Below are 16,309 nucleotides of genomic sequence, written 5' to 3'. Positions count from 1 at the left end.
CGTCAGGACCGGTCCCGGCTCTCACCGCGGCGGCAGGCGGACGGCGACCTCGTTCCGGCGCAGGAACGGGATCGCGAAGGGCGGGTCGTAGCCCATGACGAAGGGCGCGCCCGCCGGTGCGCGGCCGGCCGCCGCCAGGACGGCGGCGAGGATGCCCGCCTGCGCGGCCCGCGCCTCCGGGGTGAGGCGGCCGGAGAAGCGCAGGGCCGCGACCCGCTCGGCCGGGACCTCGACCAGCCGGACCCCCGGCTCGGTCGGGGCCGGCGCCCCGGCCGCCGCCACCGCGCGGGGCAGGAAGAACCGCATCGTGCCGGTGCCGTCCCGCTCCACCGGGACGGTCATGGCGATGGGCTGGGCGATGCGCTGGCCGCCGCTCTCGACCGGCGCCGTCATGGCGATGCGGTCCCCGGCCCGGTTCGCGCCGGTGATGTAGCGGAACAGCCGCCCGAAGGCGTCGCCGTCGCCCTGGCCGCGCGCGTCGGTCTCGACCGCGAGGCGCGGCGCGTAGGACCGGATCTCGACCCCGCGGTCGAGGCGCTCGACGACCGCGTAGGCGGGCTGCTCGTAGAGCGCCCGCACGCCGAAGATCCCGAGCACCGCCTCCGCCAGGGTGACGAGCGCGTACATGACCCTGTCCATGGGACCTCCGGGGGCGGGCGCGGCGTCTCCCGCGCGCGGAACCTCCCGCGGGAACATGGCGCCGGGACCGCCCGTCGCCGCCCGGCTGCGGCGTCAGGCCTCTGTCAGGTCTCTGTCAGGTCTCTGTCAGGTCTCCGCTGGTCCCGGCAGCGCCCCGCCGCGTCAGGGCTGCCCGCCCGGCTGCCCGCCCCTCGGCCGCCTCCGCCGCGCGCCGACGACCTTGCGCAGCACGCGCGAGACCTGGTCGGCGGAGTAGGGCTTGGGCAGCAGCTCGAAGTCGCGGATCCCCTCCTGGGCGAGGGCGTGGCTGTAGCCGGAGGCCAGAACCACCGGCAGGTGCGGCATCCGCTGCCGGAGGAGCCGGGCCAGCGCGATCCCGCCCATGCCGGGCATGACCACGTCGGAGAACACGGCGTCGAAGGCCGCGCCGTCGGCCCCGAGCTGGTCCAGCGCCTCCTCGGCGTTGGTCGCCCAGGTCGTCGCGTAGCCGAGATCCTCCAGGATCTGCGTGGCGAAGCGGCCGACCTCGATGTTGTCCTCCACCACCAGAACCCGCTGCCCCGCGCCGCCGGGGTCGAGGGCGGCGGCCTCCGCGGCGGCGGCGCAGGACGCCTCGGGCTCGACCTGCGGCAGGTAGAGCGTGAAGGTGGCGCCGCGGCCGGGCGCGCTCTCGACCGCGACGTCGCCGCCGGACTGCTTGGCGAAGCCGAAGACCTGGGACAGGCCGAGTCCGGTGCCCTTGCCCACCTCCTTGGTGGTGAAGAACGGCTCGAACACCCGCGCCAGCACGTCCGGCGCGATGCCGGTGCCGGTGTCGACGAGGTCGATCGCCGCGAACGGGCCGGGCGCGCCGGCATGGCCGCGGATCGGCGGCAGCGCCGCGCCGCAGCGCAGGCGCAGGGTCAGCGTTCCGGCGCCGTCCATGGCGTCCCGGGCGTTCACCGCCATGTTGACCAGCGCGGTCTCGAACTGGCTGAGATCGACCCGGATGAAGCAGGGCCGCTCCGGCAGCTCGGTCACGACCGCGATGCGGGCGCCCGTGACCGTGTCGAGGAGGTCGGCCACGCCGCGCAGCCGCGCGCCGACGTCGAGGATCTCGGGCTTCAGCGCCTGTCGCCGCGCGAAGGCGAGGAGCTGGCCGGTGAGCTTCGCCGCGCGGTCCACCGTCTCCGAGACGGCGTTGAGGTAGCGGGACCGGCGCTCCTCCGCCAGGTCCGGCCGGCGGAGGAAGTCGACCGACGAGCGGATGATCGTCAGGAGGTTGTTGAAGTCGTGGGCGACACCGCCGGTGAGCTGGCCCACCGCCTCCAGCTTCTGCGACTGCCGCAGCGCCTCCTCGGCGTGCCGGAGCGCCTCGGCCTGGGCCTTCTCGGCGGTGACGTCGCGGCCGTAGGCGTAGACCTGCGCGCCCTCGACGGAGGTGCGCCACGAGATCAGCCGCAGGGTGCCGTCCCTGTGCCGGTAGCGGTTCTCGAAATCGGTCAGGTCGCGCGCCGCGGCGGCCGCTTCGAGCGCCTCCTGGGTCGCGCCCGCATCCTCGGGCCAGATGAAGTCCAGGAAGCTGCGCCCCACCACCGCGGCGGGCTCGTGCCCCAGGATCGTCTGCCAGGCCGGATTGACCGCGCGGAAGATGCCGTCGGCCCCGACCACGGCCAGCAGGTCGCGCGAGTTGCGCCAGACCCGGTCGTGCTCGGCCGTGCGCTCGGCCACGCGCTGCTCCAGGGTCAGGTTGAAGCGCACGAGCTCGGCCATGAGCCGCTTCTGGTCGTCGATGTCGGTGCTGGTGCCGACCCAGCGGGTGACAGCGCCGTCGGCGCCCAGGACCGGCTGCGCCCGGGCCAGGAACCAGCGATACGCGCCGTCGGCGCGGCGCAGGCGGTACTCGGACTGGTAGTCGGCCCGCGACCGGACGGCCGCCCGCCATTCCTCGTCGACCCGGTCCTGATCGTCGGGATGGATGATCCCCCGCCAGCCCGCGCCGTCGAGGGTGCCGGGCTCCCGGCCCGCGTAGGCGTAGACGCGCGCGTTGAACCAGTTCGCCGCCCCGGCCGCGTCGGTCGCCCAGACGAAGTTCGGCAGCACCTGCGACAGGACCCGGAACTGCGCCTCGCTGGCGCGCAGGGCTTCCTCGGCCTGCTTGCGGGCGGTGATGTCGATCGCCGTGCCGATCACCCGCACGCAGCGCGCGCCCTCGAAGATCCCGCGCCCCTTGGCGGCGACCCAGCGCACGACGCCGTCCTCCTTGCCGACGGTGCGGTACTCCACGTCGTAGACGGCGCGCCGCGCGGGATCGAGGGCGGAGGCGTAGGCCGCGCTCGTGGCCGCCCGGTCCTCGGGATGCAGGCCGGCGTAGTAATCGGCCATCGTGACCGGCACGTCGGCCGAGATGCCGAACATCGCCTTGACCCGCGCGGGCCAGAACAGGGTGTCGGCGACGACGTCGACGTCCCAGAGGCCGATCTCGGCCGCCTCGGTCGCGAGCCGCAGGCGCCGCTCGCTCTCCCGCAGCTGCTCCTCGGTCCGGCGGCGCACCGTGTCGTCGAGATGCAGCCCGTCCCAGACCAGCGTGTCGCCGACGCGGCGGGGGGCCGAGACGATGCGCGTCCAGACGTGGGTGCCGTCCGGCCGGCGCATGGGCGCCGCGACGTCGAAATGCGCGAGGTCGCGGATCGCGGCGGCCTCCGCCTCGGCGACCGCGGCGCGGTATTCCGGCAGGATCAGGTCGTAGGCGACCGCCGGGTCGGCGAGCACGTCCCCGGCCGCCAGGCCGGTCATGCGCTCGAAACCCTGCGACACGTAGAGGAAGCGCCGGTCGGCGCCGTCGGGGGCCATGGCGAGCTGGTAGACGTAGCCGCCCGGGAGGTGGTCGGCGAGGGCCCGGATCCGGGCCTCCGCCTCGCGCAGGCGCGCCTCGGCCTGGACGCGGCCGGTCGTCTCCGTGCAGGCGCAGTGCAGGCCGGCGACCCGGCCCGCCTCGTCGCGCACCGGCGCGTACGAGGCGGTGAACCAGGTCGGCTCGTCGTAGCCGTGCCGGTTCATGGTCAGCGGCATGTTCTCGGACCACGTCGCCGCACCGGCGAGCGCCCGGTCGATCAGGGGGCCGATCTCCGGCCAGATCTCCTTCCAGACGTCGCGGAAGCGCGCGCCGAGCGCCGCGGGATGCCTGTCGCCCAGGATCTCCGCGTAGGCGTCGTTGTAGAGGAAGACGAGGTCGGGCCCGAACGCCACGAACATCGGGAACCGCGATCCCAGGATCAGGCTCAGGGTCGCCCGCAGGCAGGGCGCCCAGCTGTCCGGCGGGCCGAGCGGCGAGCCGGACCAGTCGTGGGCGCGGATCCGGGCGCCCATCGCGCCGCCCTCCGCGAGGAAGGCCGGGGGCGCGGTCCCGACGGTCTCAGGCATCGGACCAGGCGCGTGACTCGGACATGGGGCGAGGAACCGGCGGGACAGGACAGCGCCATCGGTGCCCCAGCGGGCGGGTTCGCGCAACCGCGTCGGCGCGCACGCGCCGCCCGGGACACCGTGCGGGGCCCGCACGCCGTGTGGAGAACGCCCGGGAGAGCCCCAGAGACGCAAGCGGGACGCCCGCGCGACGTCCCCCTCAGGCGCTCCTGTCGCGGCCCGAGATCAGCCGGAGCTGCGCCGGCGGGCGCGCCGCCAGGGCGGCGGCGACCTTGCCCTCGAGTTCCCCGACGCGGAACGGCTTCAGCACGATCGCGTCGGCGCCGACGGCGCCGGCCTCGGTCAGGGCGGTGGTGTCGGCGAAGCCGGTGACGAACAGGACCGGCAGCGCCGGCCAGCGCTTCCGCACCTCCAGGGCCGTCTCGGCCCCGTTCATGCCCGGCATGGCGAAGTCCATCACGACGAGGTCGACGCCCGGATCCGCCTCCAGGGCGGCCAGGGCCTGGAGGCCCGAGGCCGCCTCGCGCACCGCGTAGCCGGCCTCGATCAGGCGGGTCGTCGTCACCTCGCGCACCTCGGCGTCGTCGTCGACCACGAGGAGCCGGGGGCCGCTCCCGGGCGGGTGCGTCCGCGCGGCCTCGGCCGCGGCCGGCAGGCGGGGCACGGCACCCTCGGGCTCCGCGGCCCGGGGCAGGTAGACCTTGATCGAGGTGCCCTCGCCCGCGACCGTGTCGATCCGGATGCCGCCGCCGGACTGCTTGACGAAGCCGTAGACCTGGGCGAGCCCGAGACCCGACCCCTTGCCGACTTCCTTGGTGGTGAAGAACGGCTCGAACACCCGGGCCAGCACGTCCGGCGTCATCCCGGTGCCGGTGTCGCTCACCGCCACCATGACGTAGGCGCCGGGCGCCGGCTGCTCGGGCCGAGTCGGCGCCCCGGTGACGCTGACATTGGCGGTCTCGATGGCGAGCCGGCCGCCCACCGCCATCGCGTCGCGGGCGTTGATGGCGAGGTTCAGGATCACCAGCTCGATCTGGGTGGCGTCGACCAGGGCCGGCCACAGGTCGGGCTGGAGGGTCGTCTCGATCCGGACCGCGCCGCCGATCGAGCTCTGCAGCAGGTCGCGCATCGACGCGACCGTCTGGTTGAGGCTGACCGGCGTCGGCTCCAGGCGCTGGCGCCGGGAGAAGGCGAGCAGCTGCGCGGTGAGCCGGGCGCCGCGCTCGGCGGCCCCGCGCATCATGGCGAGGCGGCGCTTCGAGCGGGTGTCGGACACGACCCTCTCGAGGAACTCGATGTTGCCGGCGATCACCGTCAGCAGGTTGTTGAAGTCGTGCGCGACGCCGCTCGTGAGCTGGCCGACCGCGTCCAGGCGCTGGGCGAGCCGCAGGGCGTCCTCCGCCCGCTCCCGCTCGACGATCTGGGCCTGGAGGGCCTCGTTCGCCGCGGCGAGTTCGCGGGTCCGCTCGGCGATGCGCACCTCCAGCGTCTCGTTGAGCGCTTGCAGGGCGGCCTCGGCCTCGCGCTTGTCGGCGCGGGCCCGCGCCTCGGCCAGCGCCCGGACGATCGTGCGCGGCATGCGGTCGAGGCGCTGCTTGACGACGTAGTCGGTGGCGCCGTTCTTCAGGGCCTCGACCGCGACGTCCTCGCCGAGCGTGCCCGAGCAGAAGATGAACGGCGTGTCGGGGCACTGCGCCCGGGCGATGCCGAGGGCGCTCACGCCGTCGAAGGTCGGCAGGACGTAGTCCGCCAGGATCAGGTCGTGCCGGCCGGCGACCGCCGCGCGGGCGAAGGCGTCGCGGGTCATCACCCGCTCGATCGCGACCGGGTGCCCGAGGGTCTCCAGCTCGGCCTCGATCAGCTCGGCGTCGAGGTCGCTGTCCTCCAGGTGGAGGACCCGCAGCGGCCCCGCGGAAGGTCCGATCACGCGTTCGATGGCCAGCCTCCCCGGTACGGCGGCGGCTCGTTGAGGAGGGCCCAGAACACGCCGATCTCCTTGATCGCCGCGAAGAACTCCTCGAAGGCGACCGGCTTCACCACGAAGGCGTTCACCCCGAGATCGTAGGAGCGCACGAGGTCGGTCTCCTCGCGGGACGAGGTCAGCATCACCACCGGCACCTGGCGGGTGACCGGGTCGCCCTTGATCTTGGCGAGCACCTCCAGGCCGTCGACCTTCGGCAGCTTCAGGTCGAGCAGGACCACCGCGGGGTCCTGGGCCTGCCGCTTCTCGTGCGCGCCCCGCCGGTAGATGAAGTCGAGGGCCTCGGCGCCGTCGCGGCAGATGACGATCTCGTTGGCGAGCTGGCTCGATTCGAGCGCCGCCAGCGTCAGCTCGATGTCGTTCGGGTTGTCCTCGACCAGGAGGATGGGCTTCAGTCCCGCCATCAGTGGGCCTCCTCCCGGATGGGCAGGGTGAAGTAGAAGGTGGCGCCCGCGCCGAGCCTGCCCTCGGCCCAGGTCCGGCCGCCGTGGCGCTCGACGATGCGGCGGACATTGGCGAGGCCGATGCCCGTGCCCTCGAACTCCTCGACCCGGTGCAGCCGCTGGAAGACGCCGAACAGCTTGTCGACGTAGGCCATGTCGAAGCCGGCGCCGTTGTCGCGCACGTAGTAAACCGCCTCGCCCTCCCGGGGCGGGAGGCTGCCCATCGCGATCACCGCCTCCGGGGTGCCGCGGGTGTACTTCACGGCGTTCGACAGCAGGTTCTCGATGACGAGCCGCAGCATCACCGGGTCGGCGTAGGCGCGGCCCAGGGGCGCGATCTCCCAGCGGAGGGTCCGGTCGGGGGTGACGTCGCGCAGGACCTTCCGGCGGACCTCCTCGACCAGGGCGTTCATGTCGCCCCAGACCTTGTTGAGGGCGTGCCGGCCCATCTGCGAGAAGCTCAGGAGGCTGTCGACCAGGGTGCCGGCCGAGAAGGCCGCCTCGATGATCGTCTCCACGTAGTGCCGGCCCTTGTCGGAGAGCTGGGCGCCCTCGCGGGTCTTGAGCAGGTTCGCGTAGCCGACGATGTGGCGGAACGGCGCGCGCAGGTCGTGGCTGACCGAGTACGAGAACGCCTCCAGCTCCTTATTCGAGCGCTGCAGCTCCTCGCTCATGGCGGCGAGCTCCTCGGCCCGGCGGAGCACGATGCCGAGCACCGAGGCGCGCAGGTCCTTGGCGGCCTCCACCTCCGGGTCGGACCAGGGCAGGGAGCGGCCCTGCACGGTCTCCTTCCAGATCTCGAACGACTTGCGCGGGTGCAGCCGGTCCGGGCCGCCCTCCGGGTCGGGCCGGACGGCCTTCACGGGGTTGCCGCCCCACTTCACCGTCCGCACGACCTCGGGCCTGAACCAGAGGATGTAGCTCGCGTACTTCTTCGAGACCGAGATCGCCAGGAGGCCGCTCGCCCGGTCGGCGAAGGCGGCGGCGGCCGGGAACGCCTCCGACAGGGCCTCGGAGACGAAGACCTCCTCGGCATCCTCGCGCTCGGACAGCCACCGATAGAGGGCGCGGACCTCGCGCTCGGTCGGCGTCGCCCCGAGCAGCCGGCAGCGGTCCGCCGTGACCACCGCGGCGCCGGTCGCGTCCACCAGGGCCAGGACGTCGTCGGGGTGGTTGAGCAGGCCGTCGACGAAGCTGTCCTCCTCGGCCATGAACGCGAGGAGGCGCGCCTGCACGGCGCCCAGCGCCAGCCGCTTCTCGGACTGGGCGCCGCGCTCGCGGGCCGAGAGCTGCAGGGCGAAGATCTGGGTGAGCACGTCGCAGGCATTGCGCGCCTGGAGGGGCACGCGCCTGGGCGCGCGGTTGTGGCAGGAGATCAGGCCCCAGAGGGCGCCGTCGACGAGGATCGACACCGACATGGACGCCATCGTGCCCATGTTGCGCATGTACTCGACATGGACCGGCGAGACCGAGCGCAGCACCGACTGGCTGAGGTCCAGCGGCTTGCCGGAAGGCGTGGTGGCCGGCCGGATCGGCACGGGGACGTAGCCGGCATCCGGAATGATGCGCAGCCGGTTCCGGCGGTAGAGCTCGCGCGCCTGGGCCGGGATGTCGGAGGCGGGGAAGCGCAGGTCGAGGTAGGAGGGCAGGACGCCGTTGCCGGCCTCCGCCAGCACCGTGCCGTGCCAGTCGCGGTCGAACCGGTAGACCAGGGCCCGGTCGAGGCCGGTGATCTGGCGGATGTCCTCGGCGACGAACTGGCAGAGGTCCTCGACGGTGCGGGCGGTCTGCAGGCGCTCGACGAAGGCCCGCAGGCGCGGGGTGAGCACGTCGACGCCGATCTCGGCCGCGGCCGCGTCGATCTCCTCCAGCTCCAGCACGACGAGTTCGTCGACCCGGTGGGCCGCAACCTCGTAGGCTTGGCGCCCGCCGGCGGTCTCCAGCGTCACCGTCCGGAGATAGAGGGCGCCGTCCTGGGGCTCCGCCGCCTCCAGGTGGTGGCGGACGACGGCCGCGAGGTCGGGCAGGGCCGCGTCGAGGACGGTGCCGACGGAGGCCGCCGCGGGGGCGTTGGCGCTCGCCTGGACGATGGTGAGGGACCGGGCCTCGAGGCCGAGCAGGAACCCGTGCGGCTGGACGCTGCCGACGATGTGGATGGGCTCGCGATCGCACGCGGTCAGGTCGAGACGCTGGGCCGCGCCGCTTCGAAGGTTCAAGCCGGGATTCGCCCCCTCACCGGGTCGGCCACAAAATTTAACGCCTGTTAACAGCCGGACCGGGCGGCTCCTATAGGCTTAAAGCACTGGTAAGGACGGCGCGCCCCGTCCCCGCGCGCGGTCGCCGTCGGGCTCAGAGGGCCGGAGCCGTTTCATCCGCTCCCCGCGCGCGACGCCAGGTCGCACGGCGGGGCTCCGGCGGTCCCGCGGGGCGCCGAGCCCTCTGAAGGGGTGGCGGACACCCGGAAACCGCCCCGGCGGTCCGCTCGCCGGCGGCGAGGGACGGACGCCGCGCCGTCAGCCGCGACCCAGCGCGTAGAATTCCGGGTTGGGCCGCATGTTGCTGACGTTCGCCAGCCGGTTCGACAGGCCGAAGAAGGCCGCGATGGCGGCGATGTCCCAGGCATCCGCGTCGTCGAAGCCGTGGGCCCTGAGCGCCGCGAACGCGGCCTCCCCGACCTGGTGGGCGGACTGGCTGACCAGCATAGCGAAGTCGAGCATCGCCTTCTGCCGGTCGGTGATGTCGGCCTTGCGGTAGTTGATCGCCACCTGGTCGGCGATCAGCGGATCCTTGGCGCGGATCCGGAGGATCGCCCCGTGGGCGATCACGCAGTACTGGCACTGGTTGATGGCCGAGGTCGCCACCACGATCATCTCGCGCTCGGCCTTGGTCAGGTTGCCCGGCCTGTCCATGAGCGCGTCGTGGTAGGCGAAGAACGCCCGGAACTCGTCCGGACGGTGGGCGAGCACCAGGAACACGTTCGGGATGAAGCCGGACTTCTCCTGCACCGCCTCGATGCGCGCGCGGATGTCGTCCGGCAGCGTCTCCAGGCGGGGGATCGGGAAGCGGCCGATCGGGGCGTCTTCGGCTGGCACGGGGCGCTCCTCGCAGATCGTCGCGGATCGAGCCGGCGCCCGGGGCCGCCGGCCATCCCGGGCAGCCGATAGACCGAACGGTCGCGGCGGCGCAATCGCGCGCGGCCGCCGACGGCGGTGTCTTCTCACAGCCTCGACCTGACGCCTCGACCTGACATGGCCCTCTCGGTCGGCCTCAACTCTGCCCGAAAGCTTCCATTCGGTCCGTCCGAGATTCGGCGGTGCGCGTGCGGGCGCGCCGCGGGGAGGATGGTGTGCCGCGACCGATGACGCCTTCGCCGAAGCGCTCACCGCTCTGGGGCGGCGGATCGAGGCCCGTCTCCCACCGGGACCGACGGTTGCCGAGCCCGCTCCGCGACTGAGCCGGAGGCGTGACCGGATCGTCCGAGACCCGCCCGCCGATCGCTGACCGGCGACGCGCCGGTTCTCACCCCGCCCCGCACCGACGGATCCAACCCGCGAGCCCGACAGCCGTGCGAATCCCATCCACGACCCGCATCCCGCGCCTGACCCTGCTCCTGCCGGTGATCCTGTCGGTGGCTCTGTCGACGGCTCTGTCGTCGGCCCTGCCGCGTCCGGCCCGGGCCGACGACAGCGTCGCGACCCTCGCGACCGGCGGTCTCGTCCTGGAGAAGACGGACCGGATCGCCCTCGTCTCCGAGGACCTCTTCCTGTCCGAGAAGGCGGTGCGGATCGTCTACCGCTTTCGCAACCTGACCGACCGGGACGTCGAGACGACGATCGCGTTCCCGATGCCCGACATCTCCGGGGGTCCCGACGCGATGCTGAGCATCGCCGACCCGAAGCACGACAACTTCCTCCGCTTCACCACCGAGGTCGACGGCCGGCCGGTCGACTCGCAGGTCGAGCAGCGCGCCTTCGTCACGCCGGCCGGCAAGCCGGAGGTCGAGGTGACCGGGCGGCTGCGGAGCCTCGGCATCCCCCTCGTCCCGACGGTCGAGGCGACCGAGGCCGCGCTGGCCGCCCTGGGCGCCGATCAGCGCCGCGGCCTCGTGGCGGACGGCCTCCTGGAGCCCCAGGACATGGGCAAGGGCACGACGAGCCTGTTCCCGGTCTGGACCTTGCGGTCGAAGTTCTGGCGCCGGCAGGTCTTCCCGGCGGGCCGCGACGTCGTCGTCCGGCAGAGCTACGTTCCGGGCGTCGGCGGCCTCTCCAGCCTGTCGTTCGGGACCCCGACCGAGGGCGCCGACGAGAAGGCCGAGTACGCGCGGAAATACTGCACGGACGCGGCCTTCCTGAAGGCGGCCCAGGGGCTCGCCCGCAGGATCGAGGCGGCGGGCGGGCGGGGGGTGCAGGCCTTCGAGCAGTACCTGTCCTACGTGATCACCTCCGGCGGCAACTGGGCCGGGCCGATCGGCACATTCAAGCTGACCGTGGACAAGGGCGATCCGACGACGCTCGTGTCGTTCTGCGCCACCGGGCTCCGCAAGACCGGCCCGACGACCTTCGAGAGCGTCGTGACGGATTACGTGCCTCGGCGCGACATCGACATCCTGATGCTCAAGACAACGACGGGCCGATGAGCGGCGGCGCGCCATCCTGCCCGGGCCCAGCACGCCCGGCGGCCCGTGCAGGCCGGGACCGCACGGCCGATCGCGTCCAGACCGCCACAGGAGGGATATCCGTGCGTAGCCAAGCCCGTCCGGCGCGCCTGAGCCCGCGATCGATCCCCCGATCGATCCTCCGAACAGGCCTCGTCGGCGCAGTCTGTGCGCTCGGCACCGTCGGCGCCCGGGCGGCGCCGGATTGCGCCGGGATCCGGGACAGGGTCGAGACGCTGATCTGTGCCGACCCCGCCCTGACGCGGCTGGACGAGGAACTCAGGCGCCTGTTCGACCGGATCGTGGGCGAGACGCGCGGGGTCGACGGCGAGACCGGCCAGGCGATCGACACCTTCGGCGAGGACCACGCGCGCTGGCGCGCGCGGGTCCGCGATGCCTGCCCGGATACGGCCTGCCTGACGCGGGCCTACACCGCGCGGATCGCGCAGGTCCGGCGCGACTGGAGCCGGGCGCTGCCGGACACGCCGGCGCTGCGCCACGTGGTCAACGCCCGTTTCGGCTTCTCCGTCGACGTGCCCGCCGACCTCGTCGCGGAGCCGCCGCCGGACAACGGCGACGGGCAGGCCTTCCGCTCGGCCGACGGCCACCTGCACCTGACGGTGTCGGGCCTGAACGACGTGCTCGACCAGGATCTCGACGCCGTCGTGGCCGCGGACCGGAAGACCTGCCTGCGGCAGCCGCCGGAATACGCGGCGCGCAAGCCCGGCTGGATCGTGCTCTCCTGCACGACGGCGGCCGGGATCCTGTATCGGAAGACCCTGCTGGCGGGCGGCCGCGGCGGCGCCTTCGTCACCCTGCGCGTCCGCTACCCCGCGGCCGAGCAGGCGCGCTGGCAGGCGGCCGTCACCGCGGCCGCGACCTCGCTGCGGCTGACGGAACCGGGCCGGAGCGCCCGCTGACGGGGGCCCGGGTCCCGGACGCCCCCGGTCACCGCGAGAAGGTCGTGGCCGTCTGCGCGGTCGACACCATCATGTTGTAGTCGTTCACGATCCAGGTCACGTCGCGCCCGGCGCCGCGCCGGGCGTCGCCCCTGGCCTTGGCGAGCTTGTCGTCGAACTCGCGCAGCTTGCCCAGGAGCGCGCGGGGCCGGCTCTCGAACACGTGGAAGGAGTTCGGGTTGGCGGCGCTGTACCCGTCCATGTCCTTCACGGCGACGGCGTAGCGCCCGAGCGCGGCGTCGAAGGCCGCCATGTCGACGACCGGCTTGGCGTCGGTGGGCAGCAGGTCCATGACCTTGCGGCAGGCGGTCATCACGTTCGCGACGTGCCAGCGCGCCTTGCGGCCCTCCCGCGCCTCGAGGGCGGCGAGTTCCAGCGCGTCGCTCTTCTCCTTCTCGACCCGCAGCGCGGCGTCGACCTTGGCGCGCGCCGCCAGGAAGGCCGGCCCCGCGACGGCGAGCTTGGCGTGGAGCGCCTTGCCCTGCTCCATCTTGTCCGCGCGGTAATCCTGCCGCTCGTAGTAGCCCTCCGCCTCGGTGACCGTCGGGGCGAGCGCCTGATAGGCGGCGATGTAGGTCTTCACGGCGCCGTCGAGGTCCGGCATCGCGGGCGGCTGCGCCGTCGCGGCCTCCGCCTTCGCGATCTCGCCGCGCACGTCGTAGAGCCCGTAGAGGCCGTAGATGATCCGCTCGCGGCCGGTCGGACCGGTCTTCATGTTGACCCAGCTCTGATAGCGGCCGAGCGATTCCTGCGCCCGCAGGGTCCGGTTGAGGAGCCCGACATAGGCGTTGAGCTTGCGGATCGTCTCCTGAGCCGGATCGCTCTCGGGCTTGGTCGCCGGCCCCGCCGGTGCCGGGGCAGGGGCCTGCGCGGGGGCCTGCGCACGGGCCGGGGCGGCGGCGAGCAGCGCCGTCAGCATCAACCAAGTCGTCGTTCTCAGGCTCGTCGCTCTCATGGGCGCTGGGGATCCTCCGGATGGTTCTGCCCCTGTAGCCGGCGTTCCGCGCGAAGACCAGACGCGGGATCGGGTCGATCGCGCCCAATAGATCTCTCGGGATCGACAGCGGCGCGTCTATCGGGGCGTTCGACGATCACATCCCCGATCATCGTCGCGGGGACGATGATCTCGCGGGGCGTCGGAGCGCGAGGCCGGGAAGTCCATCGCGGGTGCCCGGAGCGTCTTCCCGGGCCTGCGGCGCGATCCGCCTCGTCCCGCGGCGGCGGATCGGGTAGAGGATCGGCCGATGCTCGACGGCCATCCCCGCATCCTGGCTGACCTGCGCGCCCGGCTGGCCGAGCCTCACCGGGTCTATCACGGCCAGGCGCATATCGACGCGCTGCTGGAGGCGTTCCGCGCCCGCCGCGGGACGGTCCGGGATCCCGACGCGGTGGAACTGGCGATCTGGTTCCACGACGCCGTCTACCGGCCGGGCGCCGCGGACAACGAGCGCCGCAGCGCCGCGCTCCTGCGGGCGCTGCCGGAGGGCGCGGTCCCGGCGCCCACGCTGGCGGCGGCCGAGACGATGATCCTGGCGACCGAGCGGCACGCCGTCCCGGACGGTCTCCCGGCCGCGCTCGCCGCGGACGTCGCGACCTTCCTCGACATGGACATGGCGATCCTGGGGGCGGCGCCCGCCGCCTACGACGGCTACGCCGCCGGCGTGGCGCGGGAATTCGTCCCGGTCGTGGGCGCGGACGCCTACCGGCAGGGGCGCGCCGCCTTCCTGCGGGGCGCCCTCGCATCCGGCCGGCCGCTGTTCGTCACCGCCCGGGCCCGGGCGGCGCTGGAGGGGCCGGCGCGGTCGAACATGCGGCGGGAGCTCGCGGCGCTGGGCCGGTGAGCCGCGGCGGCGCGGGACCCGGTCACGGATCGATGAGGTGCGGCACGAACCGGGCCCGGTCGGTCGTGATGAGGCCGTCCGACTCGCGCAGGCACAGGCCGGCGGGCCGGTCGCCGACCATCCAGCTGCCGACCAGCGCGCGGCGGCCCGCGAAATCGGGCAGCTCCGCCAGGGCCTGCCGCACGTAGCCCTCGCCGCCGTAGGGCCCCTCGTCGCGCGCCGCGACGGCGCCGTCGCGCACGATCAGCACGTTGGCGCCCTCGCGCCCGTAGAGGGGCTTCTTCACGAAGCTCCGGCCCAGCGCGGCCTTGGCGGGGTCCTCCTCGAAATAGGTCGGCAGCAGGTTGGGATGGCCCGGCGCCATTGCCCAGAGATGGGCCAGCAGCCCCTTGTTGGAGAGCACCGCCTTCCAGGGCGGCTCCAGGAACCGGGTCGCGGCCGCGCCGACCGCGCGGCCGAACGGGTCGGCGAACATCCACTCCCACGGGTAGAGCTTGAACAGGCAGCCGATCGGGGCGCCGGCCGCGTCCACGAAGCGCCCGTCCGCGTCGAGCCCGATCGCCTCGACCGGCAGGAAGGGAGCGGGGCGGCCGGCCTGGAGCGCGCAGTCCTGGAGATAGGCCAGCGTGCCGCGATCCTCCGGCGCGTCGGGGAAGCCCGCGAAGGCGACGCCCTCCGGGGGCGCCACGGCGGCGAGGCGCGCCACCAGCGCCTCGTGCAGGGTGTTGAACTGGTCGGCGCCGGCGGGGAGGCGCCCCCGCGCCAGCCCGTCCTCCAGCCAGAGCCACTGGAAGACCGCGCTCTCGTAGAGGGCGGTGGGCGTGTCGGCGTTGTACTCGAGGAGCTTGGCCGGCCCGTCGCCCCCGTAGCTGAAGTCGAAGCGCCCGTAGAGGCTGGGATCGCGCCGGTCCCAGCTCGCCCGGATCGCGTCCCAGGCGTGCTCGGGGATCCGCAGCGAGGCGAGGATCGCCGCGTCCCGGACCGCCCGGTCCACGAAGGCGAGGCAGAGGTCGTGCAGCGCGGCGCTCGGCGCCTCGATGGCGTCCTCGATCTCCGCGAGGCCGAAGGCGTAGTAGGCGCTCTCGTCCCAGTAGGGGGCGCCGTCGAATGTGTGGAAGGTGAAGCCGGCCCGCGCGGCGTGCTGGCGCCAGTCGGGCCGCTCCGGGACCGGCACGCGGCGCATCAGCCGCCCCCGAACCCGCCCCCGAACCCGCCGGCGCGGCCGCCCGAGCCTCCGGAGAACGCCGTCGCCCGCCCGGTGCCGCCGAAGCCGCCGCGGCTGATCGTGCGCGGGGTCGCGCTCGCGGTGCGGGCGACCGAGGCGGGGACGTGGACCCGCGAGGCGCCGCCCGCGTAGGCGACCCGCCCGCCCGCGCCGGTGCAGTAGCCGCCCCCATGCCCGGCCGTCGCGGTCCCGGCCTCGTCGCGCTCCTCCTCGGGCGCGTGCGGGTAGAGCGGCTGGACCGGCAGGTCCTGCGCGTCCGTGCGCCCCATCATGAAGGCGGCCATCACCGGCAGGTAGCGGCCGCGCGCGGCCTCCGTGACCTGCGCGCCCGGGGTGCAGCCGCCGGTCCCGTGGTGGCGCTGGCAATCGGCCTCGGTCTCGTAGCGCGGCGCCGTCGCCGCGTAGGTCTCCTGCGCGGTCTTGTAGGCGGCGATGCAGGCCTCGGCGCCGCGCAGCTGCTGGGCGATGCAGGCGCCGAGCGTCCCGTAGACGAGCGCCTCCTCCTCCCGCTGGGACGGGTCGAGGCCGCCGAGCGTCAGCGCGGCCGCGCCGGCACCGGCGACCAGGACCAGCGACACGGCGGCCGAGCGCTTGGAGCGGCGGGCAGCGGCGAAGCTGGCCCCGGGCCCGCAGGCGGCGTCGCCGGAGGCTGCGTCGGGACGTGGCGCGGTCTCCGTCACCGGCCCCTCAATAGGTCATCGAGGCGGCGTTCACGACGCCGCCCGCCAGCGAGGCCGCGCCGAGGAGGATCGCGGCGGCGGCGCGATCCTCCTCGATGCGCCGCGACAGGTCCGGCACCGCGAGGCGCACGAGCCAGTAGATCGCGATCTGGATCACCAGGGCGATCAGCCCCCAGATCAGGCAGTCGAGCAGCGACCGCGCGTTGTAGATCGCCACCGCCAGCGGCAGGGTGAAGCCGACCAGGCTCCCGCCCAGCGCGACGGCGGCCGCCGTCACGTCCCGGCGGATCAGCGCGAGCTCGTTGTGCGCGGTGGCGAGGGTGTAGATCAGCAGGTAGAGGCCGATCAGCCCGGTCGCGGTGCCGAGATAGAGCAGGAAATCGGGCAGTCCGGAGACGAGGGTCACGCAAGACCCGCCGTCTCGCCGGCCCCGATCGTCGCGCGCGCCGCCATCGGGCAGGTCTTCGGGTCGAATCGCCCGACGC

13 protein-coding genes are annotated in these 16,309 nt (G+C 73.8%); 3 read left to right on the top strand and 10 right to left on the bottom strand.

Going from position 1 to position 16,309, the window contains the following annotated elements:
- Positions 1 to 21: 21 nt before the first annotated feature.
- The 6 genes from H288_RS0118540 to H288_RS0118515 all read right to left on the bottom strand — a co-directional run bounded on the left by H288_RS0118540 (position 22) and on the right by H288_RS0118515 (position 9,557).
- Entirely contained in the window at positions 22 to 639 is a 618-nt protein-coding gene (locus H288_RS0118540) for a heme-binding protein (RefSeq protein ID WP_026605072.1), read from the bottom strand.
- Positions 640 to 801: 162 nt separating this feature from the next.
- Positions 802 to 4,041, bottom strand: coding sequence for a PAS domain-containing protein (locus H288_RS0118535; protein ID WP_020094076.1), 3,240 nt, complete (start codon positions 4,039 to 4,041; stop codon positions 802 to 804).
- A 199-nt stretch (positions 4,042 to 4,240) separates the two neighbouring features.
- Complete coding sequence (locus H288_RS0118530) at positions 4,241 to 5,968, bottom strand: response regulator (protein WP_020094075.1); 1,728 nt, start codon at positions 5,966 to 5,968, stop codon at positions 4,241 to 4,243.
- Positions 5,965 to 6,426 (bottom strand): response regulator, encoded by a 462-nt coding sequence (locus H288_RS0118525; RefSeq protein WP_020094074.1) that lies wholly within the window; start codon positions 6,424 to 6,426, stop codon positions 5,965 to 5,967. The genes H288_RS0118530 and H288_RS0118525 overlap by 4 nt, the downstream gene beginning before the upstream one ends.
- On the bottom strand, positions 6,426 to 8,681 hold the full coding sequence (locus H288_RS0118520) for an ATP-binding protein (protein ID WP_020094073.1): 2,256 nt from the start codon (positions 8,679 to 8,681) through the stop codon (positions 6,426 to 6,428). Before H288_RS0118520 ends, H288_RS0118525 begins: the two co-directional genes overlap by 1 nt.
- A 297-nt stretch (positions 8,682 to 8,978) precedes the next feature.
- Complete coding sequence (locus tag H288_RS0118515; RefSeq protein WP_020094072.1) at positions 8,979 to 9,557, bottom strand: peroxidase-related enzyme; 579 nt, start codon at positions 9,555 to 9,557, stop codon at positions 8,979 to 8,981.
- Positions 9,558 to 10,030: 473 nt separating this feature from the next.
- On the opposite strand from H288_RS0118515, the gene H288_RS0118510 reads away from it, so the two are divergent.
- On the top strand, positions 10,031 to 11,101 hold the full coding sequence (locus tag H288_RS0118510; RefSeq protein ID WP_020094071.1) for a DUF4424 domain-containing protein: 1,071 nt from the start codon (positions 10,031 to 10,033) through the stop codon (positions 11,099 to 11,101).
- A gap of 101 nt (positions 11,102 to 11,202) precedes the next feature.
- A complete protein-coding gene (locus tag H288_RS33525; protein ID WP_049961887.1) occupies positions 11,203 to 12,039 on the top strand; it encodes a hypothetical protein in 837 nt (278 codons plus the stop codon).
- Between the two features lie 28 nt (positions 12,040 to 12,067).
- On the opposite strand, the gene H288_RS0118500 is transcribed toward H288_RS33525, so the two are convergent.
- Positions 12,068 to 13,033, bottom strand: a complete 966-nt coding sequence (locus H288_RS0118500; protein ID WP_049961888.1) for a YiiG family protein — start codon at positions 13,031 to 13,033, stop codon at positions 12,068 to 12,070.
- Between the two features lie 289 nt (positions 13,034 to 13,322).
- On the opposite strand from H288_RS0118500, the gene H288_RS0118495 reads away from it, so the two are divergent.
- Positions 13,323 to 13,919 (top strand): hypothetical protein, encoded by a 597-nt coding sequence (locus tag H288_RS0118495; RefSeq protein ID WP_020094069.1) that lies wholly within the window; start codon positions 13,323 to 13,325, stop codon positions 13,917 to 13,919.
- A gap of 22 nt (positions 13,920 to 13,941) precedes the next feature.
- On the opposite strand, the gene H288_RS0118490 is transcribed toward H288_RS0118495, so the two are convergent.
- The 3 genes from H288_RS0118490 to H288_RS0118480 are packed head-to-tail and all read right to left on the bottom strand — an operon-like array spanning position 13,942 to position 16,230.
- On the bottom strand, positions 13,942 to 15,102 hold the full coding sequence (locus H288_RS0118490; RefSeq protein ID WP_020094068.1) for a glutathionylspermidine synthase family protein: 1,161 nt from the start codon (positions 15,100 to 15,102) through the stop codon (positions 13,942 to 13,944).
- Positions 15,102 to 15,824, bottom strand: coding sequence for a DUF1190 domain-containing protein (locus H288_RS0118485; RefSeq protein ID WP_020094067.1), 723 nt, complete (start codon positions 15,822 to 15,824; stop codon positions 15,102 to 15,104). The genes H288_RS0118490 and H288_RS0118485 overlap by 1 nt, the downstream gene beginning before the upstream one ends.
- 7 nt (positions 15,825 to 15,831) lie before the next feature.
- Positions 15,832 to 16,230 (bottom strand): DUF350 domain-containing protein, encoded by a 399-nt coding sequence (locus H288_RS0118480; protein ID WP_020094066.1) that lies wholly within the window; start codon positions 16,228 to 16,230, stop codon positions 15,832 to 15,834.
- Positions 16,231 to 16,309: the final 79 nt, after the last annotated feature.

The sequence above is a fragment of the Methylobacterium sp. 285MFTsu5.1 genome, from assembly GCF_000383455.1.
Taxonomy (GTDB): Bacteria; Pseudomonadota; Alphaproteobacteria; order Rhizobiales; family Beijerinckiaceae; genus Methylobacterium.
Note: the sequence above shows the minus strand (reverse complement) of the source record. Positions and strands in the feature narration are given on the sequence as shown.

Excerpts from the sequence above, each read along its gene's own strand:
- H288_RS0118540 (WP_026605072.1), bottom strand. The coding sequence starts at position 639 with ATGGACAGGGTCATGTACGCGCTCGTCACCCTGGCGGAGGCGGTGCTC.
- H288_RS0118500 (WP_049961888.1), bottom strand. The coding sequence starts at position 13,033 with ATGAGAGCGACGAGCCTGAGAACGACGACTTGGTTGATGCTGACGGCG.
- H288_RS0118535 (WP_020094076.1), bottom strand. The coding sequence starts at position 4,041 with ATGCCTGAGACCGTCGGGACCGCGCCCCCGGCCTTCCTCGCGGAGGGC.
- H288_RS0118490 (WP_020094068.1), bottom strand. The coding sequence starts at position 15,102 with ATGCGCCGCGTGCCGGTCCCGGAGCGGCCCGACTGGCGCCAGCACGCC.
- H288_RS0118525 (WP_020094074.1), bottom strand. The coding sequence starts at position 6,426 with ATGGCGGGACTGAAGCCCATCCTCCTGGTCGAGGACAACCCGAACGAC.
- H288_RS0118495 (WP_020094069.1), top strand. The coding sequence starts at position 13,323 with ATGCTCGACGGCCATCCCCGCATCCTGGCTGACCTGCGCGCCCGGCTG.